Below are 25,533 nucleotides of genomic sequence, written 5' to 3'. Positions count from 1 at the left end.
GCTTTTTTATGTTAAATGATTAATCAGTCTTGATACCTGAATAGGTTTTTATTTTATTTTCAAGAAAATTGATATGTTGGTTAATTTCGGACTGTTGACTGTGTAGTTCATCAAGTTGTAAAAATAAGAGTTCTAGTCGTTTAGGAATAGTAAAGTCACCTTGGTATCTTAATTTCGCATATTCTTGCATATTTTTTATTGACTTCCCCGTTTTTTAAGTTTGATAATAAATTGAGTCCATGCGATATTAGATTCTTTATAATATCTTCGATTATTTTTTTCTCTAAGAGAGTAAATAAGTTTTTCTTGTTCGTAGTAACGAAGTTTAGATATAGACAACCATGTCTTTTTAGCGAATTCTCCAATAGAATAGTGAGTTATATATTTCTCCTTTTCTGGTATTTTTGATTATTCTACCACATTAATAAAAAAATATTATTCATCCTTGACATAAAGTTAACTTTACTATTTAAAATACTTTACATCAAAGAGATTTGATTCAATCTGAGCGAAAGGTGGTGAAGTTATGACATAAAAACTATCAATGATATTTAGTAAACAAGTACAGAGAGGATAAAAATAATGGAAATTCTAAAAGATTATACTTGCATTACTGGTGCAAGTTCTGGTATTGGAGCAGAAACAGCAAAACAATTTGCAAAGCTGGGAAATAACCTTATCTTAGTTGCTAGACGTCAAGAAAAATTAGAAGAATTACGCGAGACTATTTCGTCACATTTTCCAGAATTATATGTGATTATTAAGGTTGTTGATCTTTCTAAAAGTCATGATGTTTTTAAACTTTACGAAGATTTAAAATCGTATCACATAAAAACGTGGATAAATAATGCTGGCTTTGGGAACTATGATAGTCTAGAACATCAAAATCTAAAAAAGTTTTAGAAATGTTACACTTAAATATTGAGGCATTGACAATACTATCTAGCTTATATGTAAGAGATTATAAGGACTGTGAAGGTGCTCAACTTATTAATGTTTCTTCTAGAGGTGGCTATATGATGGTACCTGATGCAGTTACTTATTGTGCTAGTAAGTTTTATGTTAGCTCATTTACAGAAGACTTAGCGCTAGAATTAAGAGAAATTCACAATTTATTGAGAGCAAAAGTTCTAGCACCAGCAGCAACAAAAACGGAGTTTGGACAAATTGCTACTGATTCTGATAAGTATGATTATGACGAAGCATTTTCTAAATATCATACAAGTGAAGAAATGGCACAATTTCTGATTAAACTATATCAAAGCAACCAAACAGTTGGTTTAGTGGATGTTAAGACTTTTGAATTTCACCTTAGTGAACAATTATTTAATCACTAATTATCAGATATAGATAACGATAGGCTTTGCTCTGAAATCTAACTTAATTTCAAAGTTGGAAAGCAAATATTGGTTAGCAGAAAATAATGTTATATTTCGCTGAAGCGTCTGTGAAAATGAGCATTTCATATTTTTTGAAAAAAATTGAAATGAAAAGTATTGAGACCACTATTTTTAGGAAAAGAATCAAAAAATATTGGAAAAACACGCAAAAGCATCACAAAATTATGTCAAATACGTTGACTTTAGGTATTAAAGTGTTATAATAAATATCAAGAATTCGTTAGTTTAAATCAAACCTGTTATGATTTAAGTTAATGAATCGCCGCTAACCACATTGTTTGCTGAGCTTGACTCCGAGCAGTGTGGTTTATTTTTATGTCGAAATGAAAGGGTAAGTTATGAATATTGAAGAGATTGACTATCACGAAGAACCGAATAAAACGACGAATCATATTGTTCTTTTTCAACCACAAATTCCACAAAATACAGGAAATATTGCCAGAACTTGCGCTGCGACAAACGCTCCTTTGCACATTATTCGTCCAATGGGATTCCCAATTGATGACCATAAAATGAAACGCGCGGGGTTGGATTATTGGGACAAACTTGATGTGACATTCTATGATAGTTTGGATGAATTTATGGAAAAATGCGATGGTGAGGTTCATTTGATTAGTAAATTTGCCAACAAAGTGTATTCTGATGAAAATTATAACGACGGGAAGCAACACTATTTCCTTTTTGGGCGTGAAGATAAAGGTTTGCCAGAAGAATTTATGCGAGCTAATCCTGAAAAAGCTCTTCGCATTCCGATGAATGATGAACACGTTCGTAGCCTAAACTTATCAAATACTGTTTGTATGATTGTCTATGAAGCTCTTCGTCAGCAAGCTTTTCCGAATTTAGAATTAAGTCATACTTACGCACACGATAAATTAAAATAAATTATACGAAAGCAGTCAAAATGGCTGTTTTTTGATAATAGCAAGGTTTTTGTGCGAAAAATATTGCATGAATGCTGTTTTTTTGCTATTCTAGAATTGTCTTCAGGGCAGGGTGTAATTCCCGACCGGCGGTGTTGCCTCTAGTTGTCTGCCTTTTGCTTTTATTTGTCGTTGACTTCCCTTGCCTAATGTCAGTTGTGTCTGCGGGTTGTCGCCTAGACTAAAAGCAAAAGATTAAACAACTTAGTTAGTTTAGAAAACGAACGAGAGTGATTTAAAGTCCGCGAGCTGCAGAGCAGCTGATCTGGTGAGATTCCAGAACCGACAGTATAGTCTGGATGGGAGAAGACCAAGAGTTAGGCTATGCTGTTTTTGTTATGCTACCACATACTCGAACGCCTTCTTTCAATTTGAGAAAATTGGAGGAACTTTTTTATGTCTGAAACAATGACTAATACGCGTAAAATTGCTCATATTGCGATTTTATCAACACTTTCTTTTTTGCTGATGTATCTTCAGTTTCCACTGATTCCGTCAGCTAGTTTTTTACAGTTTGATTTTTCAGTTTTGCCTGTTTTAGTTGGGCTTGTGATGTTTGATTTGAAGAGTGCTTTGGGAATTCTAATTCTTCGTACTTTGCTAAAGCTTTTGCTAAATAACGGTGGTGTTTCAACGATTATTGGTTTGCCAATGAATGTTGTTGCTCTAGGTGTCTTTGTAGTAGCGCTAGCCATTCTTTGGAAACAAAAACCAAGCTTGAAAAATTACTTACTAGCATCAGTCGTGGGAACGCTTGGCTTAACCGTGGCAATGTTTGTACTTAATTATGTTTACGCTGTGCCACTTTATGCCAAATTTGCGAATTTTGATATTTCTGCTATTTTGGGTTTGGGAAACTATCTCTTTGCCATGGTCATTCCATTTAACCTAATTGAAGGGATTATCTTTTCGGTGACATTCTTTATTTTATATAGTTGCCTTAAACCAATTTTAGAAATAGATTAAATTAAAAACGCCAACATATATTGGCTTTTGCTTTACGCTTAAAAATGGTATAGTTTAAGTGAGTTTTAATTGGAGTGAGGGAAAATAAATGTGGGTTTTATTTGCGATTTTATCGGCGGTATTTGCTGCGTTAACGTCTATCTTAGCTAAAATTGGGATAAGTGGTGTCAATTCAAATTTAGCGACAGCTATCAGAACAGTTGTTGTGGTTTTCATGGCTTGGGGAATAGTCTTTATCACAAATGCTCAGAGTGGTATTGGTGATATTAACCGAAAAAGTTGGTTGTTTTTGATATTGTCTGGGCTTGCTACTGGTGCTTCTTGGTTATTTTATTATCGCGCTTTACAAATGGGCGACGCTTCAAAAGTAGCTTCGATAGATAAATTAAGTGTTGTCATCACTTTGATTTTAGCCTTCATTTTTCTAAATGAACAGCTAACTTTAAAGTCAATGCTTGGGTGTCTGCTGATTGTGGTTGGAAGCCTTTTGATGATTTTGTAAACTGTTTAGAATGATAAATTCCTACAATTTTGCCACAGATTTTTCGAGGATTTATCTGGGATTTAAAAACTAACTAAGGTATAATAGACTTACGACATTTTGATAGAAAAGGTATTGTAATATGAAACATAAACAAAATTATCTTGTAGGAGCTTCATTTTTCCTTCTCATTTTTATGATGTTAGGCTATTTGGTCAAATTCTTTCCTGAGACTTTGGTTGGAATTGACTCAAGCATTCAAACAAGTGTTCGTGGTGATCTTCCTGCCAATGCAACAGCTTTCTTTAAAATCGTAACGCATTTTGGACACGAAGTTTTTATCTTTGTTTATGTCTTTGCCATTGCTTTTGTATTTTATTTCTGGAAAAAGTGGAAAGCAGAAGCTATTTTGCTAGCTGGGAATTTAGTGTTAATGGGCATTTTTTCAACAGGTTTTAAATACCTTTATAATCGTCCGCGTCCAAGTATTCAGTACCTCATTCCAAAGCCAATGGGACCATCATTTCCGAGTTGGCATGCTGCGGCGACCATGGTTGTTGCTTTGAGCTTGGTTGTGATTATCGAACAACACTTAACAAAGACGACACTCAAACGTTGCTTACAAGTTTTAGTTGTGGTTATCGCTTTGACAACAGCACTTTCAAGAATTTATTTAGGGGTTCATTATCCGTCTGATATTTTGGGAGGTTGGTTACTAGCATTTGCTATCGCAGCCACAACCTATCCGTTTTATGATAAAAAACGCTTTGAATGGCGTTTCCAAGGAAAACAAGAGTAATTGAAAAATGAGCTGGGGTTATCCCAGCTTTTTTATAGCTAAGAATATGTTTACGATAAGTGATAAGAGTTTGTTTGTTTTGGGGAAAGTGTTATAATATAAGCTATGAAAAAGCGTTATAATACTTTAAATGATTATTATCGTCAGATTTTTGGGGAGAAGATTTTTAAAGTTCCTATCGATGCGGGCTTTGATTGTCCAAATCGAGATGGTACGGTCGCACATGGTGGCTGTACATTTTGTACCGTATCTGGTTCAGGGGATGCGATTGTTGCTCCTGACGCACCGATTCGTGACCAATTTTACAAGGAAATTGATTTCATGCACCGCAAATGGCCAGATGTTAAGAAATATTTGGTTTATTTTCAAAATTTCACAAATACGCATGATACCGTAGATGTCATTCGTGAGCGTTATGAGCAAGCCATTAATGAATCTGGGGTGGTTGGTATCAATATTGGGACACGTCCCGATTGCTTGCCAGATGAGACGATTGCTTATATTGCTGAGCTTTCTGATCGTATGCACGTAACGGTTGAACTTGGTTTGCAAACAACTTATGATGAAACATCCAAAATCATTAATCGCGCGCATACTTATGACCTTTACGTTGAAACGGTTAAACGCCTGCGTCAGTTAGCACCGAAAGTTGAGATTGTTTCACATTTGATTAATGGTCTGCCTGGCGAAACGCATGACATGATGATTGAAAATGTCAGACGTTGTGTGACAGATAATGAAATTGACGGGATTAAGCTTCATTTATTGCATTTGATGACAAGTACGAAAATGCAACGTGATTACCATGAGGGGCGTTTAAAATTGCTGGGTATGGAAGAATATGTTAATATCATCTGTGACCAACTGGAGATTATTCCCAAAAATATCATTATTCATCGTATTACAGGTGATGCTCCGCGCGATATGCTCATTGGTCCAATGTGGAGTCTTAAAAAATGGGAAGTCTTAAATGCCATTGATCAAGAAATGGAACGCCGTGGTTCTTATCAAGGCTGTAAGCTAGAAAATAAGGAGGCCGTGTTATGATAAAACGCCCTTTGCATTTATCTCATGATTTTTTAGCTGAAGTTTTGGATGAACAAGCAATCGCAGTTGATGCGACCATGGGAAATGGCAATGACACAGTTTTTCTTGCCCAACATGCTAAAGAAGTTTATGCTTTTGATGTGCAAGAACAAGCTTTGCAAAGCACGAAAGAATGTTTAGAAAAACAAGAAATTCACAATGCTCATTTAATTTTGGATGGGCATCAACATATTGACCATTATGTGAATCAACCAATTCGTGCAGCTATTTTCAATCTAGGGTATTTGCCAAGTGCTGATAAAACGGTTATCACTAAACCTGACACAACCTTGATTGCTGTGGAGAAAATTTTAAAAAAGCTTGAGGTTGGTGGTCGCTTAGCTATCATGATTTACTATGGACATGAGGGCGGTGACATGGAAAAAGATGCTGTGCTAGAATATGTCAATCAGCTAGACCAAAGGCTTTTTACTGCCATGCTGTATCAACCTTTAAACCAAATTAATCAACCACCATTTTTAGTAATGATTGAAAAATTAAAACAGTCGAAGGAGAGTTAAGCATTATGCAAACCATAACGGTTCGTGAAAAGTTACATCAAATGCATCAAAAATATTTAGATGACGCAAACACTAAACCGTGTGCCAAGTTGTCAGAAGAAGATGCAGAGAAAATCTTGACAATTAAGAAAAAGTTAGCCAGTCTTGAAAAAGAACGTTGCGTACGACTTCGTAATCGTAAAGATGTTACGGCTATTGATCAAAAAATTGCCAAGCAAAAAGAACGTTGCATACGACTTCGTGATCGTAAAGATGTTACGGTTATTGATCAAAAAATTGCCAAGCAAAAAGAACGTTTTACTGTTTATTGCCGCCAAAAACAACGATAAGGAGTGATGGTTTATCGAGAGTTCTATCCTTGTTATAGCATTTTTATTAATGCTCATTGTTTCCAACGTCATTAATCGTCTTTATCCTAAATTACCTTTACCTTTCATCCAAATTATTTTGGGAATTTTGGTGGGTGTTTTAGCAAAAGAGACGACACTCACTTTAAATTCAGAGCTATTTCTGGCTCTGGTAATTGCACCGCTTAATTTTAGAGAGGGGCAAGAAAGTGATGTGACGACCTTTGTCAAATACAAGTCAATTGTGGCTTATCTAATTTTGCCAACTGTTTTGATAACAATGCTGACAGTTGGTTATGTGACTGGTAAGTTATTACCTGTTGATGTCCCCTTGGCTGCTAGTTTTGCCTTGGGAGCAGCGCTTGCTCCGACAGATGCCGTTGCGTTTTTATCAATTGCAAAACGGTTTAAATTTCCAAAGCGCGTCGAATCCATTTTGACAATAGAAGGGCTTTTGAATGATGCCAGCGGTTTGATTTCTTTCCAATTTGCTGTGACGGCTTTGACCACTGGAGCCTTTTCTTTGCTTACTGCGAGCTTTAGTCTGTTTTGGGTAATTATTGGTGGAATGTTGGTCGGGCTATTTTTTGCCTTGTTAAATCGAGGCGTCATGGCTTTTCTTGAAAAAATTGACGTCGCTGATGTGACAGGGGCTCTCTTATTGGAATTATCATTGCCGATTGTGTCATACTTTGTTGCCAGTCTTTTTGGCGTATCAGGTATCATTGCTGTCGTGATTGCTGGATTATCACAAGCCAGTCGTTTCAAACGAATTCGTTTATTTGATGCTGAGGTGGACCGTGTCAGCCAGATTATTTGGGAGACGGTCAGCTTCATCTTAAATGGCTTTGTCTTTATCGTTTTTGGCTATGAATTGACACGTATCGTTGAGCCTGCTTTGACCAATCCTTTGGTTAATAAATATCGTCTTGTAGCGATTGTGTTAGTCGTGACAGCTTTACTCTTTTTAGTTCGATTTGTCATGGTTGGGCTTTATTATATTCTGCATTATCGTAAAGGAAAACGTTTAAGTAAATCACTATTGAGAGAGGTTTTGCTGTTAACTTTTTCTGGTGTGAAAGGGACGGTATCAATCGCGACAATTTTGCTATTGCCACAGTTTGAAAGTTACGCTTATAGCTTGATTTTATTTACTGTAGCAGCGGTGACCTTGCTAAGCTTTCTAATTGGTGTATTTGTTTTACCAAACTTGGCACAAAGCTCTGATGATACTGATACCACCGATTATGTCACTCAAATTGCCATTTTAAATGAAGTGGTTAAGACATTGGAGGAAGATTTAAAAGAAGTCGAGGACAAAGGTCCACTTTATGCAGCCATTGATAATTACAATGGGCGTATTGAGCACTTGATTTTGGAACAAGAGCCGACTATTGTCAAAAAAGAATTGGCTTACCTGCGCTTGATGATTCTTGGAATTGAAAGCGATGGTTTAGAGCATGCCTTTTCAGAAGGCAAGATAGAATTATTTGAATACCGTTTGTATCAACGTTACTTGCAAAATTTGGAACGTCAGATTAATCGTGATTTTATTTCAACGTTTAGCTATTTCTTCACAATTAGCATGCGAATGATTCGTCGCTTAGTTCGTGAAAGCCTCAGTTTTTGGCCAACTATCCGTCACTTTCTTTCTGGAAAATCACGCGAAATTAAATTGACAGAAGATAACCGTGAACGCTTGACAGAGCTTTATTTAAGGAATACGGAGCTGGTGTTAGAAGGGTTACAAGATTTGGAAGGCATTTACAATTCAGAATTGATTAGTTTCCTCCAAAGATCACGTCTACAAGAAGCTAATATTATTGAATCAGGCGTCTTTGTTGAACGTGTCATTGCTCATATGAAACCTGATAATATTTATGAAATGTTGCGAGGGTATTATCTTGAGCGCAAAGTGATTGCCGAATATGAAATGCGTGGTGACATCACATCAAGCTATGCAACCTTCCTACGCCGCAATGTCAATAAACTCGAAAGTTATTCGTTAAAAGATGACTACGGAACACTACCATATAATTACTTTATTATAAAATAACCCCTAGAACGAAAATGTCCTAGAGGCTTTACTATTATGATTTAAATTCAGGTTTGATGTAAATGCGTTCGTCGCCTAGTGAGATGATTGAGACGATTCGGTCATAGAAATCGGTTAAAATGTCCTCAGTCAAAACTTCATTTTTAGGACCTTGGGCAATGATTTCTCCTTTTTTCAGCAACAAGACATGAGTCATTGATTGTGTGATTTCTTCGGCATGGTGTGTCACGTAGAGAATTGTTGGAGCATTAGGAAGGCTTGTGATTTGCTCAATCTGTGTCAATAGTTTTTCACGCGCAAACAAATCAAGTCCACTTGTAGCCTCATCTAAAATCAAAATTTCAGGATTTTCCATTAAACTACGTGCGATAAGGAGCAGTTGTTTTTCACCTTGTGACAGACTAGTATAAATACGTCCAAGCAGATATTCGCCACCAATTGAAATCAACATTTGTCGTGCTTCATCAAGTTCTTTTTCACCGTATTCTTTGTAAAGAATGCTTGATTTGTATTTCCCAGTCAAAACAATTTTTTCAGCAAGCATATTGGCTGGAAGTCGCTCAGCGATAAATGAGCCAACGATACCAATTTTGGTACGAATATCGCTAATGTCAGTACCACCAAATGATGTTCCTAAGACTTCCACCTCACCGTCTGTTTTCCAATATTCAGCCATGATAAGCTTTAAAAGCGTTGTCTTACCAGAACCATTCAGCCCTAAAATAGCCCAATGTTCCCCCTTGTTAACTTCCCAGTTAAGATTTTTTAATAATAATTTATGCTGACGTTCTAAGCTGACATTCTTTAGTTTGATTTGTAACATTTGGAGCCCTCCATGTGTTTTTAATAGTTATTATATCATTTTCTGAAAATTTTGATACTTTAGTTTAGCATTGTAAAATATGCTTGATAAGGCTGTTTATCTATTACATAAAATCAAAAATATGCTATAATGTAGTTACTATACTATTTTGTCGTGGAGAATAAAATCTTACCATAATAGATATTTTAAGAATAGGAGTAGAATTGATATGGAAGACCCCAGTCAGAATTTAGTTTTACAATTTATTTTATTATTAATTTTGACCTTGCTAAATGCCTTTTTCTCAGCTTCTGAGATGGCATTAGTTTCCCTTAATCGTTCACGTGTTGAACAAAAAGCAGAAGAAGGCGATAAGAAATTCATTCGTCTATTGTCTGTTTTGGAAAATCCTAATAACTTTTTATCAACAATTCAAGTTGGTATCACCTTTATCAGTCTCTTACAAGGGGCTAGCTTGTCTGCTTCGCTTGGAAGTGTTATTGCTTCCTGGTTTGGAGACTTTGTCTGGGCTCAGACAGCAGGTAGCGTTATTTCCCTTGTCTTTTTGACCTATGTTTCCATTGTTCTTGGTGAGCTTTATCCAAAACGTATTGCCATGAATCTCAAGGAAAATCTGGCTGTCATTTCTACCCCTGTTATTATTTTTATTGGAAAAATTGTCAGTCCTTTTGTTTGGCTCTTATCAGCGTCAACCAATCTTCTCTCACGTATCACGCCAATGCAATTTGATGATGCGGACGAAAAAATGACTCGTGATGAAATTGAATACATGCTGTCAAATAGTGAAGAAACACTAGATGCTGAAGAAATTGAGATGTTACAAGGTGTCTTCTCACTTGATGAATTAATGGCGCGTGAAGTCATGGTTCCAAGAACAGATGCTTTCATGATTGACATTAATGATGATACACAAGAAAATATTCAAAAAATTCTCAAACAGAATTTTTCACGTATCCCTGTTTATGATGGTGATAAGGATAAGATTATTGGTGTACTTCACACCAAACGCCTGCTGGCCGCTGGTTTCCGTGATGGTTTTGACAATATTGTCTTGCGTAAGATTTTGCAAGAACCGCTCTTTGTTCCAGAAACGATTTTTGTGGACGATTTGTTACGCCAATTGAGAAATACCCAAAATCAAATGGCGATTTTGTTGGACGAATACGGTGGCGTTGCAGGTATTGTCACACTGGAGGATTTGCTTGAAGAAATCGTCGGAGAAATCGACGATGAAACCGATAAAGCAGAGCAATTTGTCCGTAAAATCGGTGAACATACTTACATTGTTCTTGGGACAATGACACTTAACGAATTCAATGACTATTTTGACGTCGATCTTGAAAGTGATGATGTGGATACTATTGCAGGTTACTACCTAACTGGTGTGGGAAATATTCCAGACCAAGATAGTCGTGAAACGTTTGAAGTGGATACGAAAGAAAAACACCTTACTTTGACAAATGATACAGTTAAAGATGGACGTGTTACAAAACTGAAAGTTATTTTTTCTGATATAGAACAGAGTATTCAAGAAGACTAAGTTGATCTTAGTCTTTTTCCTTTAGAAAATGTTATAATGAAGCAGAAAAAACGGTTACAAAGGAAGAAAAAATGACTGAAATTGATTACGGAAAAGTAACTGGGATGATTCACTCAACAGAAAGTTTTGGTTCTGTGGATGGTCCAGGAATTCGGTTTGTAATTTTTATGCAGGGCTGCAAGATGCGCTGTCAATATTGCCACAACCCAGATACTTGGGCTATGGAAACCAATCAATCGCAAGAACGCACAGTTGATGATGTGTTGGCTGAAGCTTTGCGTTACAAGCATTTCTGGGGAAAAAATGGTGGTATTACCGTATCAGGCGGTGAAGCCATGCTACAGATTGAATTTGTCACAGCACTTTTCACAAAAGCAAAAGAATTGGGCATTCATTGCACGTTAGATACTTGTGGTTTTGCTTTTCGTGACACACCAGAATACCATGAAATTGTGGATAAATTGTTAGCAGTAACAGATTTGATTCTTTTAGATTTGAAAGAAATTAATTCTAAACAACATATTGTCGTGACACGCCAGCCAAATACTAATATTTTGGCATTTGCGCGTTATTTATCTGACAAGGAGGTTCCTGTTTGGATTCGTCACGTTTTGGTACCTGGCTTAACTGATTTTGATGATGATTTGATTGAACTTGGCAAATTTGTCGCAACGTTGAAAAATGTGGATAAATTTGAAATTCTTCCTTATCACACCTTGGGTGAATTTAAGTGGCATGAGCTTGGCATTCCATATACTTTGGAAGGCGTTAAACCTCCAACGAAAGAGCGTGTGCAAAATGCCAAAGACTTGATGCATACAGAATCTTACACCGAATACATGAAACGAATTCATCAGTAAAAATATTGACATTAGCTTGAAACTTTGGTAAGCTCTAGCATAAGGTGGAATCTATGAACAGTTACAAAGTTTTAAAATTTGACGACGAATTCGTCTATTTGACGCAAGACGGAAAAATAAAAAAGCTTGCGCGTGATTTATTTGATTTTGACATAAAATTGGGAGATAAGGTTGATTATATTCAAGACGGGGACATTGTCCTTGTTTTGCAAAATCAAGATGAGGCAGCTTTGGATTTAAACGACGACAAGTCTGTAAAATCTGGGCTCTTACAAGGTATCTTGAACCTTTTCCTTGAAACATTGTCTATCCATAACAATGATCTAGGTAATCTGAAAAAGATTTTTTCTCAATTATTGGTAACACTTTTTATGGCTTGGAGTTTACTTGGTGTCATTGCGATTGAAATCTTACTCTTGATTGAATCACTTATTACCTTTATTTGGCGTTTGCTAGTCAAAGGTGTGAAGGGATTGCACATTGTGGATAATAGCCGAAAATACATGGCTTATCGCAAAGAACAAGAAGCTATCCGTGATCAAGAAAATCATGAGGAAGAAGAACGCTTGTTACGCTTAGCCTTGGAGCAAGAAAAAACGGCAAAAGTAGAAGCTGCCAAGGACGATTCTTCTGATAATGAAACACCTGATGTCAAAGAAACCAACAATGATTTCACACAAAACACAATAGAAAAAGACTAAATAGAAGCATTTTTATCAGTAATTAACAATAATTAGTGATAAAGGTGCTTTTTTTGTACTATTATTGCGATAAAAGCAGCTGCTGACTTTGCCATCTCCTTTAAATTTTGCTAAAATAAGAATAAATAATTATTATGAGGTACAAAACATGTCTAAAATTTTAGTTTTTGGTCACCAAAATCCAGATTCTGATGCTATCGGTTCATCAGTTGCTTATGCATATTTGAAACGTGAACTTGGTGTTGATGCTGAAGCTGTTGCTCTTGGAACACCTAATGAAGAAACAACTTTTGCTTTGAATTACTTTGGTGTAGAAGCACCACGTGTTGTTGAATCAGCAAAAGCTGAAGGGGCTGACCAAGTTATTTTGACAGACCACAACGAATTCCAACAATCAATCTCTGATATTCGTGACGTTGAAGTTATCGAAGTTATTGATCACCACCGTGTTGCAAACTTTGAAACAGCTAACCCACTTTACATGCGTTTAGAACCAGTTGGTTCAGCTTCATCAATTGTTTACCGCCTATACAAAGAAAATAACGTTGTTATTCCTAAAGAAATGGCTGGTTTGCTTTTGTCTGGTTTGATTTCAGATACACTTCTTCTTAAATCACCAACAACTCACGCAACTGACCCAGCTGTTGCTGCTGACTTGGCAGAAATCGCAGGTGTAAACCTTGAAGAATATGGTTTGGCATTACTTAAAGCTGGTACAAACTTGGCAACAAAATCTGCTGAAGAATTGATTGACATTGACGCTAAAACATTTGAACTTAATGGAAACCAAGTTCGTGTAGCACAAGTTAACACAGTTGATATTAACGAAGTTCTTGAACGTCAAGCAGAAATCGAAGCAGCTATTACAGCAGCAATACTTGCAAATGGTTACTCTGACTTTGTACTTATGATTACTGATATTCTTAACTCAAACTCAGAAATCTTGGCACTTGGTTCAAATATTGACAAAGTTGAAGCTGCCTTCAACTTCAAACTTGAAAACAACCACGCATTCCTTCCAGGTGCTGTTTCACGTAAAAAACAAGTTGTCCCACAATTAACAGAAAGCTTCAACGCTTAATTAATAAGGAATAATAAAAAGGCGACGTGAGTCGTTTAAAAATCTTAGAATTTTATATTAAAACTAAAGTGAGATAATTATTGTATCTCACTTTTTTTCTGGGTTTGTCCCATAATTTTTAACGTTTTTAGATAGTTACTATAATCTATTCGGAGGAGCATCTGTTATGATATAATGAGTACAAAGCGAAAGAAAAATGAGGGATTATTATGAAAAAGCTTGTTTTATTTTTTTCTTGTTTATTACTAGTAGGCTGTCATCAGGAATCAAATAATACTAAAACAACGCAAAGTAGTGAAAGAATACAAACTTCTAGCAGTAGTAATATATCATCACAAGAAGAGAGTAAAGATTATAGTGAATGGTACCTAAATTATAAGTATTATTATGTTCAATCTAATACATCGTCATTAATGGTTGGAGGGTTATCATTAAATAATGATGGTAGCGCAATATTATATAGATCTGGTGCAGAGCTAATGGCATATAATCAAGGAAGTCCTCTGATAGGGACATACACAATCGAAGAGTATAAAGGATCGGATTCTATTCAAACCTATGTCACTTCGGGGAATATGACCGTAAATGGTGAAGAACCAAACCGAACATCAGTGATGCCAAGTGTTAAGATTGTAATTAATATTTCGTCTGAAGACATTAAACGAGTTAATGGTACAGCTGAATTTTTGGATGATCAAACGACAGAGGTATTATATGGCTATACCAATGATGAAGGAAATAAAGTGTTAACAACAGGAGAAGAAATCAAATCAGCAATACAAGTCTATTTTCATGGAAAACCTAATGAAACAGAATATGTTGTTAATGTAGATGAGGTAAATCTACATTCAAAACCAAGCTTAAATTCCGATATTATTGATTCAAGACGAAAGGGTGATATTATCCAAGTGTCTGATTGGGTTAATGGTGATAAGTATAATGATATTTCAAGTTGGTGGGAGGTATCTGTTGATGGGAAAAGATGTTATGTTTGGTCGGGTGCTCTACAAGCAAAATCAGTGTATGATTATGAACAGCAATCTGTAAATGATATTGATTTATCTGCAATCAGTAAAGGCAATTATGAGTCGTTAGTGGGAACATGGCGTAACGGTAAAGGTGATACTCTTGTCATTCAAGCAGACGGCTATGTTGTTAGTACAGTAAGTGGAAGAATAGGCGAAGAAAGTTTGGGAGGTGCTTTTAGATATGAAAGTGATGGTATTCCTTATATTGGAATGAGCAATGGCTACACGGGAGGTTTAATAGCATTACTTAAGATTGGTTTTAAAACAGAAGATGACAATTCAGATACTTCTAAACCACGAATTGTACCAACACAGAATGGTGTGTATAATTTACCGAGTGATGTCTATTATTATCATCAATAGTATAATTAATTACGGAGAAAATTTTTAGAATGAAAAAGATAGCTTTACTAGGAATGATGGGATTATCGATATTGTTTGGTTGCTCTAAAAAAGATAGTAATCAAGCGGCGACTGGCAGTTGGTATATTAGTTCAAATGAAAGTAGTAGCTCGACTTCTAGTTCATCACAAACTGAAAGTAATGAGAAAACGACAAGTGATAATAGTATTTATGATATCGTTTTAGAAAAACTTAGAAATGATACAAGTGATACTCCAGCGACGCATTACGCTTATTATGATATCGATGGGAATGGTCAGGATGAACTATTTTCTGGACGGTACTGGGAGTCTACGGGAACAATTGAATTCGCCGCTCTTTATTATGATAATAACGGAGTAGCTGATTATTTGGCACAAAGTTATGTTGCGTCAGCTGGTGGTTATAGAGAAGCTGCAAATATTTATACAGATGGAACGGTTATTACAGCTAAGTGGATGTCAACAGGAACTCAAATGGAAGACACTCAATATCAACTGAGAGCAGACAATAGCGGTGTTGATGTAATAAAAAATGCTAATGTACCTATTGGGAGAGATGTAGAGTTGTCGGATTACTTTGACATCAAGGGGAAAAAAGAGTTTGATTTTAGTATTTTGGATTGGCAACCTTTGGCATCAGAACAGACTTCTTCAGGTGATTTAAATATTGACCAGATACTTAATGGAGATTATACATCATTAGCTGGGACATGGAAAAATGGTAGAGGGCAAACTTTTGAATTTAGTGATGAAGGAATGCTTGAAGGAATGAATATTAGTTCGCCACGAGAAAGTTCTTATGGAACAGTTACCTTAGCATGTGGTGCAGCTAACGGTGCACCCGGTGGATTTGCTATTGAAGTTTACCCTACTGGTGTCAAAAATCCCAAAGGAGATCATTCGGATTCTTCTCAAACAAGGTTGATTGCTGGGCAACAATTTATTGACTTTCCTGCAGAAGCATATTATTATAGAGAATAACAAAACAAAAGCAAACGAATCGTTGGTTTGATTGGTTTGCTTTTTATTTTTGGGATGTTATTCTTGATCACGGATAAAGGTGAGAGTTTGGTCTTTGGATAATTCTGGTGAGAATCGGAAGCCGTCAAAGGTTAGGTGTTTGATTTGCTCAATGGTTTCAATTTGTTTTTCAGCCATTAGTGAGACCAAACGACCACGTCCTTTTTTAGAAATGGTTGAATGACCTTTTGGCTTTCCGTTTCTATTTTCCATAAAGACAATTTTAACCATGCGTTTGCGGATATTTGGAGAGAAAACTTGTTCAAATTCTGATGACAGTAGTGAAATGATGAGTTTGTCATTTTGGACTTCTTCGTCGTATTGTTGTCTCCAAAATTGTTTTAATGATGTGTTGTTAATCTTGAGATTTCCTTGAAAATCAAGGCGATGTGGTGCGATTAACGTCATGGGACTGATTAAACCGTATAAGGCAGTAGCAATACGAAGATGGTTATCAAGATAATATCGCTCCGCTTCGGTTACCTGAGTTCGTTTCATATACCGATACATGAGACCGTCATATAATAGCCATGCGGGGTAGTTTTTGGCTTGTTTATCTGCTAGACGTTGCCAACGTGTCCATTCTTGGTCAGCTTTACTTAAATTGATTTTGTAAAAATTAGCCAAACTTTCGACGGAGTATTCTTGTAAGGCTTTGAGCACTGCTTGGCTCTTGGCAGATAATGGTTGGCTTGGAAAAGCATCTTGATTGGTATGTAATTCTTTGGCATTAGGAATCAATATTTTCATACTGGCATTATAGCATAGAACTCAAAAGTTCTTCAAAGATAAAAACTTATTAAAAAGTGAAGCTTATCTTCTTATAGCAGTCATTTGTGTTTTTTGTTACAATAAAGCTATGAATATTCAAGAATTACGAGCTGGCGATTTGCTTTTTATGTACGGAAATTCCGATATGTCGCAAGCTATCCAGAAAGCAACTGGACAATATAGCCATGTTGCTATTTATTTTGACTCAATGATTTATCATGCGACCAAGGATAAAGGTGTCATTAAACAGCAGTTAAGGGAATTTTTGAAAACGAAGCAGCATAGAATTTTTGTTTACCGTTATCCTAGGATTAAGTCTGAGCAGGTTCAGGCAGCGACGGAGCATTTGCTGGGCAGACCTTACAATCACAGTTTCTATCCAGATAATGGTTCTTATTATTGCTCACAATATATTGCGGATATTTTGCCAATTTTTGAAACAATCCCCATGCAGTTTGGTGATGATAAGCATACGATTTCTGAGTTTTGGCAGCAATATTATGATGAGCTTGGAGTGACTGTTCCGCTAAATCAATCTGGGACTAACCCTAGTCAATTGGCACAGTCCGAGCATTTGCAGTATTTAGGAGAATTACATGATTAACATTTTCAATCCAGATAAATTGACCAGACAAGCTTTTTTTCAAGACTTGATTAATTTTCTTTATCAAACAGATGATGTGACCTTACGCCAAATCAAGGAAAACTTTCCAGAGGTTCCCAAAATTGACCGTTTGATTGAGGAATACGTGCAAGCAGGCTACATTATTCGTGACAATAAACGCTATACGATTGGTTTTAACTTGCTTGATAGCCTAGAAAATGTTAGTTTAGACAGTCAACTTTTTGTAGATGACCAAAGTGCTATCTATGAGGACTTGATGGCTCTGACTTTTGAAACACATTTGATAAATGAGGCTAATGATTTGGTGCTTGTTGAAAAAACAAGTATCGCTCGTAGTGAGTTAACCTTGTCAAATTATTTCTTCAAATTAGCAGATAATTTATCAATGTCTAAAGCGCAAGAACCTTTGTATGATTTGCTTGGAGACGTCAATCCACAATATGCTTTGAAATATATGACAACATTTTTGTTAAAATTTGGTCGTAAGGACGAAGTTGCTCAAAAACGCCCAGATATTTTTGTAGAAACGTTGGAAAAATTGGATTATATCCGAAAAAATGACCAAGGCAAGTACGAATTGAACATGCTTTTTGACAAAGAAAACTTGATTTTTATCAGTAAAGCTTAAAAAAAACAGTCCAGCAGACTGTTTTTTTACTCGCCTAGAAACAAGAAAGCTATTGGACAATTCACGTTGTCTTTATCATTAGATAGATAAAATAAGGTGCTCCGATAACTGCAACGACAAGTCCTGTTGGAATTCCTGTACCAACTAAGCAAACACGTCCAATCGTATCGGCAATTAAAAAAATAATCATTCCGATGAGCAGACTAGACGGAAGGCTGATGTGGTGGTCGCTTCCTAATAATTGGCGCGTGATGTGACCAGCAAGTAGACCGATAAATGTGATATTGCCCACAAGAACAACACTAAGCGCCGCCAAGGCAGTCGAGAGTATTAGTGTGTAGAGACATTCTCGTTTTAGATTTAAACCTAAAGCGATAGCTGTTTCTTCGTTAAGGCTCATAATATTTAGTGCATAACTTTGACTGTAAGTTAATAGCCAAGTGATTAATAGAAGCGGTGCTAAAATCATCAATGTCTGCCAATTGCCCCCACTTACTTTTCCGCTTAGCCATGAGACGATATAATCCGTCTTACTTGTATCAAGGTTTGCAATGATTGAAATCATGATACCTGAAAGCAAGCTAGAAATTCCAACACCTGTAATGATAAGGCGTGTCGGACTAATCGGCTGATTTTTCTGACGTGAAACAAAATAAACAGTACAAATGGTCAGAATACCACCTAACATGGCTAAAAATGGCATAAGCGCAATCATCATGGAATTGGTAACATCCAAAAGCCCAACCATAATCGTAATCACAAGCCCAGCTCCTGCATTTATTCCTAAAATACCTGAATCGGCTAAGGGATTTTTAGTGAGTGTTTGAAGCAACACACCTGACATGGCAAGCGAACCGCCACCGAGCATACAAGCAAAAATGTGTGGTAGTCTGATTTGCGTGACAATGAAAGACATGGTTGCATCTGATTTTCCTAAAAAGACCTTGCAGACCTCTAGAAGTGAGGAATTAGCATATCCTAGAGATAAGGATAGCAGGAAAATAAGACATAACAGAAAAATGAGAACGCTGAAATGACAAGCTACTTTCTTTCCAGATGTCATAAATTTTCTCCCTTTCGCACCAACCACAGAAAGCAGGGTAAGCCAACGATACTAACAATCGCACTAACAGGTGTTTCTGCTGGCGGATTGATTGTACGGCAAATCAAATCGACCCAAAGCATAAAAGTGCTCCCAGCAAATGCTGTTAAAGGAAGGATAATCCGATAATCTTTCGCCACAAACATTTTGATAAAATGAGGAATGATAAGCCCGACAAATGCAATGCTGCCAACAAGAGCCACGGCGGCAGCCGATAAGATAACCACAATAGCAAGGAAAGTCATGGTCATGGCAAAAGTTCGTTGCCCCAGAGCTTTAGCAACTGTCTCATCAAGACTTAGAATGGTTAATTGACGCGCAAAAAGCTGCGCTAACAGTAAGCCAATGACAATAAAAGGCGCAATTATTCCTGACATTTTCCAATTTATTTGTGCTAAGCCACCAGATTGCCAACCGATAACTGCTTTTGACAAATCAAAATACAGCATTATTACCTGACCAAGTGATGAAAATAGGGTTGAAATCATAATACCTGCTAAAATGAGTCGAAGTTGTTGGTATCCTTTTCGAGGATGATAAGCTATTCCAAATACTAAAATAGCAGCTAAAATCGCACCAAACAGACAAATGATTAAAATCAAACTGTAATGCATACTACCAAAAATGGCATAACCTACAATCAAGGCTAAACCAGCGCCAGCATTAATGCCAAGCAAACCAGGGTCAGCAATAGGATTACGAGTAACGCCTTGAATAATGCTACCAGATTGTGCCATGGCAGCCCCAACTAAAATAGCAGCAATGGTTCTTGGCAGCCGCAAATCAAAAATCACATCTTGTAAGTTAGAATCAGTTAAAGGGTGTCTAAAAACACTCATTAATTGAGTATTAGAATAAGCTACTGCACCAAAGCGAAGGCTTAAATACCAACCAAAGATAAAAAGAAAACAGAGGCTGAAAAAAAGAAGCCACGCTCTTAAACGTTTATTCTTTTTAAAAAAAAGGTACAGTTGTTTCATTGTCTTTCCCTTTCAGAGAAATCAGCGAAAACTACCTAGCGTATGGATTGCGGGCAGTTCTCAGCTGGTAAGTGAGTTTAACTATTAGCTTGCTTGATTGCTGATACAAAAGCATCCAGCTGTTTATCAAGCGACATTGGGTCTGAGAAGTAGAAGAGGCTTTCATCAACCTCTAAAACGTGATTATTTTTCACAGCAGAAATATTGTTCCAAATATCGCTTTCTTTTAGGGAAGCTGCCGCTTCTTTAGTGTCGTCACTAACATTAAGAACAACGTAGTCTCCGATATAATCTCCAAGAACTTCTTGTGAAATGCCAAACCAGCCAGCAGGGAAAACATCATCTTGGACTTTTTGTGGTGCAGCATAATCAAGCGAATCATAAATCAACTCACCACCACGTCCCCAGTTATTACCATAAAGGTAAATATCTTTGTCGTAAAAATCCATAACCGTAAAAGTCGTTGATGAATCAATGTATTGACTCAGTTCTTCTTTAGCTTCAGCAGTTTTAGTTTCCCAGTTATCAAGCCATTCTTGTGCTTCATCTTCTTTATCAAAAACTTTTCCGAGATTAGTCATCATTTCCAAATAATCACTTTTACCGTATTCAATGACTAAAACAGGAGCAATTGCTTTTAAATCATCAAGATTTTCATCTGTTGAAAAAGCAATGATAAGGTCTGGTTTTTGGGCAGCAATAGCTTCGGTATCATCTGATGTTAATTGGACAGCGTCAGCTAATTGATCACCAAAAACAGGGCTATTTTTTTCTAAATCAAGTGAATAACTTGAAACATTGACACCGAGTTCTAATAAATAACCTGTGTATGAGTAGGCAAAATTAATGACCTTTTGAGGATTTTTAGGAATATCTCCTTCATAAGAAAATCCAGTAATTTTAGGCATGCTAGATAACTCGGTATCATCTGAAGTCGATGATGTATTATGGCAAGCAACGAGTAAAAATGTTGCTAGAAAAGTCGTTAAAACGGCGAAAAACTTTTTCATGTCTATTCTCCTAATAAAAATCTATGTTAGCTGATAAGTCAGCAAAATAGGACGATTGAGGATGGGGTCTTGAACGATATGAGCTTCGATATTAAAAATATCACGTAAAATGTCTGCTGTCATGATGTCTTGAACCTTACCGTGATATTTAATCGCGCCAGCTTTCATGGTAATCAATTCGTCAGAAAAACGTGCTGATAAGTTCAAATCGTGCAAAACCATAATAATAGTTTTCTGGGTATCTTGGTTAAGTTTTTGGAGTAATTCCAAGATTTCCAGCTGGTGGTTCATATCTAGATAAGTTGTTGGCTCGTCTAAAAAAATAGTATCTGTGTCTTGAGCCAAAGCCATAGCAATCCAAACACGTTGACGTTGACCACCTGAAAGCGAATCAACTTTTTCATTGGCAAATTCAACAATTTTGGTTATTTCCATTGCCCAGTTGATTTTTTCCTTGTCCGTGTCGCTCAAACTTCCCAAATAGTTTTGATGTGGAAAGCGACCGTATGAGACAAGCTCATAAACTGAAATGCCTTCAGTCGCTTTAAGCATTTGGGGGAGTATTGCTAACTTTTTGGCGATTTCTTTAGTAGGTAAATGAGCAATTGCTTCTCCGTCAACAAATACTTGACCAGCTTTAAGGGCATGAATGCGTGTTAAAGCTTTTAATAAAGTTGATTTACCACAACCATTGGCACCGATAATTGTCGTGATTTTTTGTTTTGCTATGGTAACAGATAAGTCATTGATAATCACTTTATCATCGTAAACTACTGAGATGTTTTCAGCGTAAATATCTGACATAATTGACCTCTTTTCAAAATCATTTTAGGGGAATTTTTCTTCCAAAAAACAAGTCCCTAAATCGAGAATTGTTTTCTTATTGTAACAAGAAAAAAGGCCTCTGAAAAGCCTTTTGTTTAAATATTTTTATTACATTTTAGTGATTAGAATCATTCAAAATAATACTTAAAATTGTTCTAATTAAGGTAGTTTTTGGCGATATTCAAATCACCAGCATAAGCTGTGCGTTCACCGTTTACGATTTGATAAGCGTCAGCTCCTTTTCCAGCGATAATAACAGCATCTGTCTCATTATTAGTTCGTGCCATAGCTTGTGAAATAGCCTTTTCACGGTCAACTTGAATGTCAAGTGGACGTGTCACTTGACTAGCAATTTCTTCGGCAATAGCTTGTGGGTCTTCGTAATTAGGGTCATCAGCTGTTAAGATAACGTGAATATTTGGATGAGCATTGATGACACGAGCAAAGTCAGCACGACGGCTTTCTCCCTTATTACCAGTTGCACCAAGAATCAGGTAAAGGTCGCCTTTTTGGTGTTCTTCAACGACAGATAACAGTTTTTCAAGACTGTCACCATTGTGTGCATAATCGACAAAGACTTTAGCACCATTAGTTTGCGTAATGACTTCCATGCGACCAGGGACACTTGTTTGCGCAATTCCTTTTTGAATGTCAGCTAGACTTGTTCCCAAACGCAGACAAGCAAGACCAGCAGCAACCGCATTTTCTTTGTTAAATGAGCCAATGAGTTGAATATCATAATGTCCTGCTAATTTGCCAGTCACATCAAAATCAAAAGCTCTACCATTTTCGATCGTATTATCAGAACCCTTGCCGTAAAAATCATGAGGAGTATTGGCAACTTGTTGTGCGACAACGTCAAAGTAATCCATTCCTGCATTGACAACCACAGCTTTGCTATTTGCCATTAAAAGACGTTTGTGGTAGAAATAATCTTCAAATGTTGGGTGTTCAATCGGTCCAATATGGTCTGGACTGATATTGAGAAATACTCCGACATCAAAAGTCAATCCATAAACACGTTTAACCAGATAAGCTTGACTAGAAACCTCCATGATAAGGTGTGTCATGCCATTTTGGACAGCTGTTGCCATCATTTTGAAAAGGTCAAGACTTTCAGGCGTTGTTAATTTTGATTTAAAGAAAGTTTTGCCGTCCAAAGTTGTATTCATGGTTGAAAACATCGCAGTTCGGTGGCTTTGTTTCAAGATATTGTAGGCAAAATAAGCAGCAGTTGTTTTCCCTTTTGTTCCCGTAAAAGCAATGATTTTCAAATCATTTTCTGGATGACCATAAAATTCCATGGCGATTAAGCTCATGGCTTTTTTGATATCAGTAACGATAATTGCTGGAATATCAAGCTCATAATCAACTTGGCTAACATAGAAAGTCAAGCCATTTTTAATTGCTTGCTCAAGATACTCTTTTTTAAAGGCCGTACCTTTGGCAAAGAAAAGTGTTGATTTATCTGCTTCGCGACTATCAAAACTAATCTTAGAAAAACTTGGATTTTCTTTCCAATCTAAAGAATAGTGATTATGGAAAATAATTTCGCGAAAATTATGGTCATTTTTCAGAATGTCGAGGGTTTTTTCAAGTGTAATCATACTCTCTATTTTAGACTTAATGTCTTTATTTTACAAGTCACAATCAAAAGTTTATAATAAAAAGCAACGCTTATTTTAAAAATTAGGAAGAATACTATGTCTGAAAATAAAACAAATATGACACAGCAGCAACAGATGGTGCGCGGGGCGGCATGGTTGACAGCGTCAAACTTTATTAGTCGCCTTTTGGGTGCTTTCTACATTATCCCTTGGTATGCTTGGATGGGGACTCACGGTGAGCAAGCCAATGCACTTTTTGGAATGGGCTATAATATTTACGCCGTTTTTCTACTCATCTCAACCGCGGGAATTCCTGTTGCCATTGCTAAACAGGTTTCCAAGTATAATACGTTAGGTCAAGAAGATACTAGTTATTATTTATTACGTAAAATTTTAAGATTGACCTTGGTATTGGGGCTTATTTTTGCGGCGATTATGTACATTGGCTCACCAATTCTAGCTGCTTGGAGTGGTGGCGGAGCTGATTTGGTTCGTGTTATGAAAAGTCTATCTTGGGCACTCGTGCTTTTCCCGTCAATGAGTGTTCTACGTGGCTTTTTCCAAGGATTTAATAATTTAAAACCTTATGCCATGAGCCAAATTGCAGAGCAAATTATCCGTGTTATCTGGATGCTTTTAACGGCTTTCATGATTATGAAAATTGGCTCTGGTGATTATGTTTCAGCCGTTGTTCAATCAACGTTTGCTGCTTTTATCGGAATGATTGCTAGTGTCCTTGTTCTCCTTTTCTTCCTTTGGCGCGAGGGTAAGTTGCAAGCTATTTTCTCTGCAGGAAATAATGATGTTGATATTGATGCCAATGCGATTATCATTGAAACGATAAAAGAAGCTATTCCGTTTATCATTACAGGAGCAGCGATTCAACTCTTCCAGATTGTTGACCAGTTGTCATTTATCAACACAATGAAGTTGTTTACGTCGCATACGACCAAAGAATTGCAAATTTTATATGCTTATTTGTCAAGTAATCCAAATAAAGTAACGATGATTTTGATTTCTTTGGCTACTGCCATCGGTGGAGCTGGTATTCCCCTTTTGACAGAAAACTTTGTTAATAAAGACAAAAAAGCAGCAGCGCATTTGGTTATTAATAGTTTGCAAATGCTGTGTATGGTGCTTTTCCCAGCAATGCTTGGGGCGATTATTTTAGCACAACCAGTCTATACGCTTTTCTACGGTGCGCCAAATAGCACAGCCCTTTGGCTATTTATAGGTGCCTTGGTGCAAGTAATTTTCTTAGCACTTTATAGCCTTTTAGCGCCTATGCTTCAAGCCTTATTTGAAAATCGCAAAGCTATTCGATATTTTGGTTACGGTTTAATTATTAAGATTGTTTTGCAAATTCCGTTTATCTATTTCTTCCACGCTTATGGCCCACTTTTATCAACAGCCATTGGTTTAACAATACCAATTATTCTGATGTATAAGCGTATTCATGAAGTGACACGCTTTAACCATAAAGCTTTGTGGCAAGGAATTCTTCTTGTTAGTATTTTAACAGTTATTATGGGTGTTATTATTGCCATAGCAACCGTTGGACTTCATTTTATTGTTAGCCCAACGACACGTGTCGGTAGTGTTGTTTATATTGTGCTTGTTGGTGCTTTAGGTGTGCTTGCTTACGGCTTCCTTGCTTTGGTAACTCGTCTGCTTGATAAATTAATTGGTGGCAGAGCAAAAGCACTCCGCCAAAAACTACATTTAGAATGATGAAAAAATCGCTTTCTTGTTTCTAAGCTCATGAAAAAACGTCCACTGGATTGACTCGCTTCTTTATTTCAAGGCTCGTAAAAAAACAGTCCAGTGGACTGTTTTTTTAGTTATAGTTTTTACTTATAGCCGATTATCAAGAAATAGAATAACGAAAAAGTCATGCATTTCAACGAATAAATGATAGAATAGTTTATAAATTTTAATAGACCAGTATAGCTGGTAGTGATATGTTTGGA

Annotated in this window: 24 protein-coding genes and 2 pseudogenes; 18 read left to right on the top strand and 8 right to left on the bottom strand. The window is 36.6% G+C overall.

Translation table 11 applies throughout. The features are described from left to right. Positions 1-19: 19 nt before the first annotated feature. Positions 20-381 (bottom strand): annotated as a pseudogene (locus tag SMA_RS08270) (MerR family transcriptional regulator). A 201-nt stretch (positions 382-582) separates the two neighbouring features. Here SMA_RS08270 and SMA_RS08265 point away from each other — a divergent pair. From SMA_RS08265 to SMA_RS08220, 9 genes and pseudogenes are all read left to right on the top strand, one after another. Continuing rightward, positions 583-1,337 (top strand): annotated as a pseudogene (locus SMA_RS08265) (SDR family NAD(P)-dependent oxidoreductase). A gap of 401 nt (positions 1,338-1,738) precedes the next feature. Continuing rightward, positions 1,739-2,284: a tRNA (cytidine(34)-2'-O)-methyltransferase gene (locus SMA_RS08255; protein ID WP_014295127.1), complete on the top strand. Its 546-nt coding sequence runs from the start codon at positions 1,739-1,741 to the stop codon at positions 2,282-2,284. A gap of 435 nt (positions 2,285-2,719) precedes the next feature. Beyond that, entirely contained in the window at positions 2,720-3,289 is a 570-nt protein-coding gene (locus SMA_RS08250) for an ECF transporter S component (RefSeq protein ID WP_014295125.1), read from the top strand. A gap of 88 nt (positions 3,290-3,377) precedes the next feature. Beyond that, complete coding sequence (locus tag SMA_RS08245) at positions 3,378-3,791, top strand: EamA family transporter (protein ID WP_014295124.1); 414 nt, start codon at positions 3,378-3,380, stop codon at positions 3,789-3,791. 121 nt (positions 3,792-3,912) lie between these two features. Next, complete coding sequence (locus SMA_RS08240) at positions 3,913-4,569, top strand: phosphatase PAP2 family protein (protein WP_014295123.1); 657 nt, start codon at positions 3,913-3,915, stop codon at positions 4,567-4,569. Positions 4,570-4,674: 105 nt separating this feature from the next. Next, a complete protein-coding gene (gene mnmL, locus SMA_RS08235) occupies positions 4,675-5,616 on the top strand; it encodes a tRNA modification radical SAM protein MnmL/YtqA (protein ID WP_014295122.1) in 942 nt (313 codons plus the stop codon). After that, the gene (gene mnmM / locus SMA_RS08230; RefSeq protein ID WP_014295121.1) at positions 5,613-6,176 is read left to right on the top strand and encodes a tRNA 5-(aminomethyl)-2-thiouridylate-methyltransferase MnmM; all 564 of its coding nucleotides are present in this window, start codon (positions 5,613-5,615) and stop codon (positions 6,174-6,176) included. Before mnmL ends, mnmM begins: the two co-directional genes overlap by 4 nt. Before the next feature lie 5 nt (positions 6,177-6,181). Beyond that, positions 6,182-6,505, top strand: coding sequence for a hypothetical protein (locus SMA_RS08225; protein WP_014295120.1), 324 nt, complete (start codon positions 6,182-6,184; stop codon positions 6,503-6,505). Between the two features lie 49 nt (positions 6,506-6,554). Continuing rightward, complete coding sequence (locus SMA_RS08220; RefSeq protein WP_014295119.1) at positions 6,555-8,579, top strand: cation:proton antiporter; 2,025 nt, start codon at positions 6,555-6,557, stop codon at positions 8,577-8,579. Positions 8,580-8,613: 34 nt separating this feature from the next. Here the strand turns inward: SMA_RS08220 and SMA_RS08215 are convergent, their stop codons facing one another. Next, positions 8,614-9,402 carry an ABC transporter ATP-binding protein gene (locus tag SMA_RS08215; RefSeq protein WP_014295118.1) on the bottom strand — a complete coding sequence of 263 codons (789 nt, stop codon included), beginning with the start codon at positions 9,400-9,402 and terminating at the stop codon, positions 8,614-8,616. 208 nt (positions 9,403-9,610) lie between these two features. Here SMA_RS08215 and SMA_RS08210 point away from each other — a divergent pair, with 208 nt between their 5' ends. The 6 genes from SMA_RS08210 to SMA_RS08185 all read left to right on the top strand — a co-directional run bounded on the left by SMA_RS08210 (position 9,611) and on the right by SMA_RS08185 (position 15,976). Then, positions 9,611-10,942 (top strand): hemolysin family protein, encoded by a 1,332-nt coding sequence (locus tag SMA_RS08210; RefSeq protein WP_014295117.1) that lies wholly within the window; start codon positions 9,611-9,613, stop codon positions 10,940-10,942. Positions 10,943-11,013: 71 nt separating this feature from the next. After that, entirely contained in the window at positions 11,014-11,802 is a 789-nt protein-coding gene (gene pflA / locus SMA_RS08205) for a pyruvate formate-lyase-activating protein (protein WP_014295116.1), read from the top strand. 53 nt (positions 11,803-11,855) lie between these two features. Further along, positions 11,856-12,503: a hypothetical protein gene (locus SMA_RS08200; RefSeq protein WP_014295115.1), complete on the top strand. Its 648-nt coding sequence runs from the start codon at positions 11,856-11,858 to the stop codon at positions 12,501-12,503. A 148-nt stretch (positions 12,504-12,651) separates the two neighbouring features. Further along, positions 12,652-13,584, top strand: a complete 933-nt coding sequence (locus tag SMA_RS08195; RefSeq protein ID WP_014295114.1) for a manganese-dependent inorganic pyrophosphatase — start codon at positions 12,652-12,654, stop codon at positions 13,582-13,584. Between the two features lie 209 nt (positions 13,585-13,793). Further along, a complete protein-coding gene (locus SMA_RS08190; protein ID WP_014295113.1) occupies positions 13,794-14,975 on the top strand; it encodes a DUF6287 domain-containing protein in 1,182 nt (393 codons plus the stop codon). 29 nt (positions 14,976-15,004) lie between these two features. After that, positions 15,005-15,976, top strand: a complete 972-nt coding sequence (locus tag SMA_RS08185; RefSeq protein WP_014295112.1) for a DUF6287 domain-containing protein — start codon at positions 15,005-15,007, stop codon at positions 15,974-15,976. Positions 15,977-16,033: 57 nt separating this feature from the next. Here the strand turns inward: SMA_RS08185 and yaaA are convergent, their stop codons facing one another. Beyond that, positions 16,034-16,765 carry a peroxide stress protein YaaA gene (gene yaaA, locus SMA_RS08180; protein ID WP_014295111.1) on the bottom strand — a complete coding sequence of 244 codons (732 nt, stop codon included), beginning with the start codon at positions 16,763-16,765 and terminating at the stop codon, positions 16,034-16,036. A gap of 109 nt (positions 16,766-16,874) precedes the next feature. On the opposite strand from yaaA, the gene SMA_RS08175 reads away from it, so the two are divergent. Together SMA_RS08175 and SMA_RS08170 are read left to right on the top strand one after the other, a co-directional pair. Continuing rightward, the gene (locus SMA_RS08175) at positions 16,875-17,390 is read left to right on the top strand and encodes a YiiX/YebB-like N1pC/P60 family cysteine hydrolase (protein WP_014295110.1); all 516 of its coding nucleotides are present in this window, start codon (positions 16,875-16,877) and stop codon (positions 17,388-17,390) included. Next, a complete protein-coding gene (locus SMA_RS08170; RefSeq protein WP_014295109.1) occupies positions 17,383-18,039 on the top strand; it encodes a DUF1803 domain-containing protein in 657 nt (218 codons plus the stop codon). Before SMA_RS08175 ends, SMA_RS08170 begins: the two co-directional genes overlap by 8 nt. A 61-nt stretch (positions 18,040-18,100) precedes the next feature. On the opposite strand, the gene SMA_RS08165 is transcribed toward SMA_RS08170, so the two are convergent. The 5 genes from SMA_RS08165 to SMA_RS08145 form a co-directional block, all read right to left on the bottom strand. After that, complete coding sequence (locus SMA_RS08165) at positions 18,101-19,102, bottom strand: FecCD family ABC transporter permease (RefSeq protein ID WP_014295108.1); 1,002 nt, start codon at positions 19,100-19,102, stop codon at positions 18,101-18,103. Next, a complete protein-coding gene (locus tag SMA_RS08160) occupies positions 19,099-20,121 on the bottom strand; it encodes a FecCD family ABC transporter permease (protein ID WP_014295107.1) in 1,023 nt (340 codons plus the stop codon). Before SMA_RS08160 ends, SMA_RS08165 begins: the two co-directional genes overlap by 4 nt. Before the next feature lie 77 nt (positions 20,122-20,198). Beyond that, positions 20,199-21,131 (bottom strand): ABC transporter substrate-binding protein, encoded by a 933-nt coding sequence (locus SMA_RS08155; protein WP_014295106.1) that lies wholly within the window; start codon positions 21,129-21,131, stop codon positions 20,199-20,201. Between the two features lie 21 nt (positions 21,132-21,152). Continuing rightward, positions 21,153-21,935, bottom strand: a complete 783-nt coding sequence (locus SMA_RS08150; RefSeq protein ID WP_014295105.1) for an ABC transporter ATP-binding protein — start codon at positions 21,933-21,935, stop codon at positions 21,153-21,155. 176 nt (positions 21,936-22,111) lie between these two features. Further along, positions 22,112-23,563: a UDP-N-acetylmuramoyl-L-alanyl-D-glutamate--L-lysine ligase gene (locus SMA_RS08145; protein WP_014295104.1), complete on the bottom strand. Its 1,452-nt coding sequence runs from the start codon at positions 23,561-23,563 to the stop codon at positions 22,112-22,114. A 96-nt stretch (positions 23,564-23,659) separates the two neighbouring features. Between SMA_RS08145 and SMA_RS08140 the strand changes: the two genes are divergently transcribed. Then, the gene (locus SMA_RS08140) at positions 23,660-25,294 is read left to right on the top strand and encodes a putative polysaccharide biosynthesis protein (RefSeq protein ID WP_014295103.1); all 1,635 of its coding nucleotides are present in this window, start codon (positions 23,660-23,662) and stop codon (positions 25,292-25,294) included. The last annotated feature ends 239 nt before the right edge of the window (positions 25,295-25,533 follow it).

Source organism: Streptococcus macedonicus ACA-DC 198 (assembly GCA_000283635.1).
GTDB classification, from domain to species: domain Bacteria; phylum Bacillota; class Bacilli; order Lactobacillales; family Streptococcaceae; genus Streptococcus; species Streptococcus macedonicus.
This window is presented reverse-complemented; position numbering and strand designations above follow the sequence as displayed.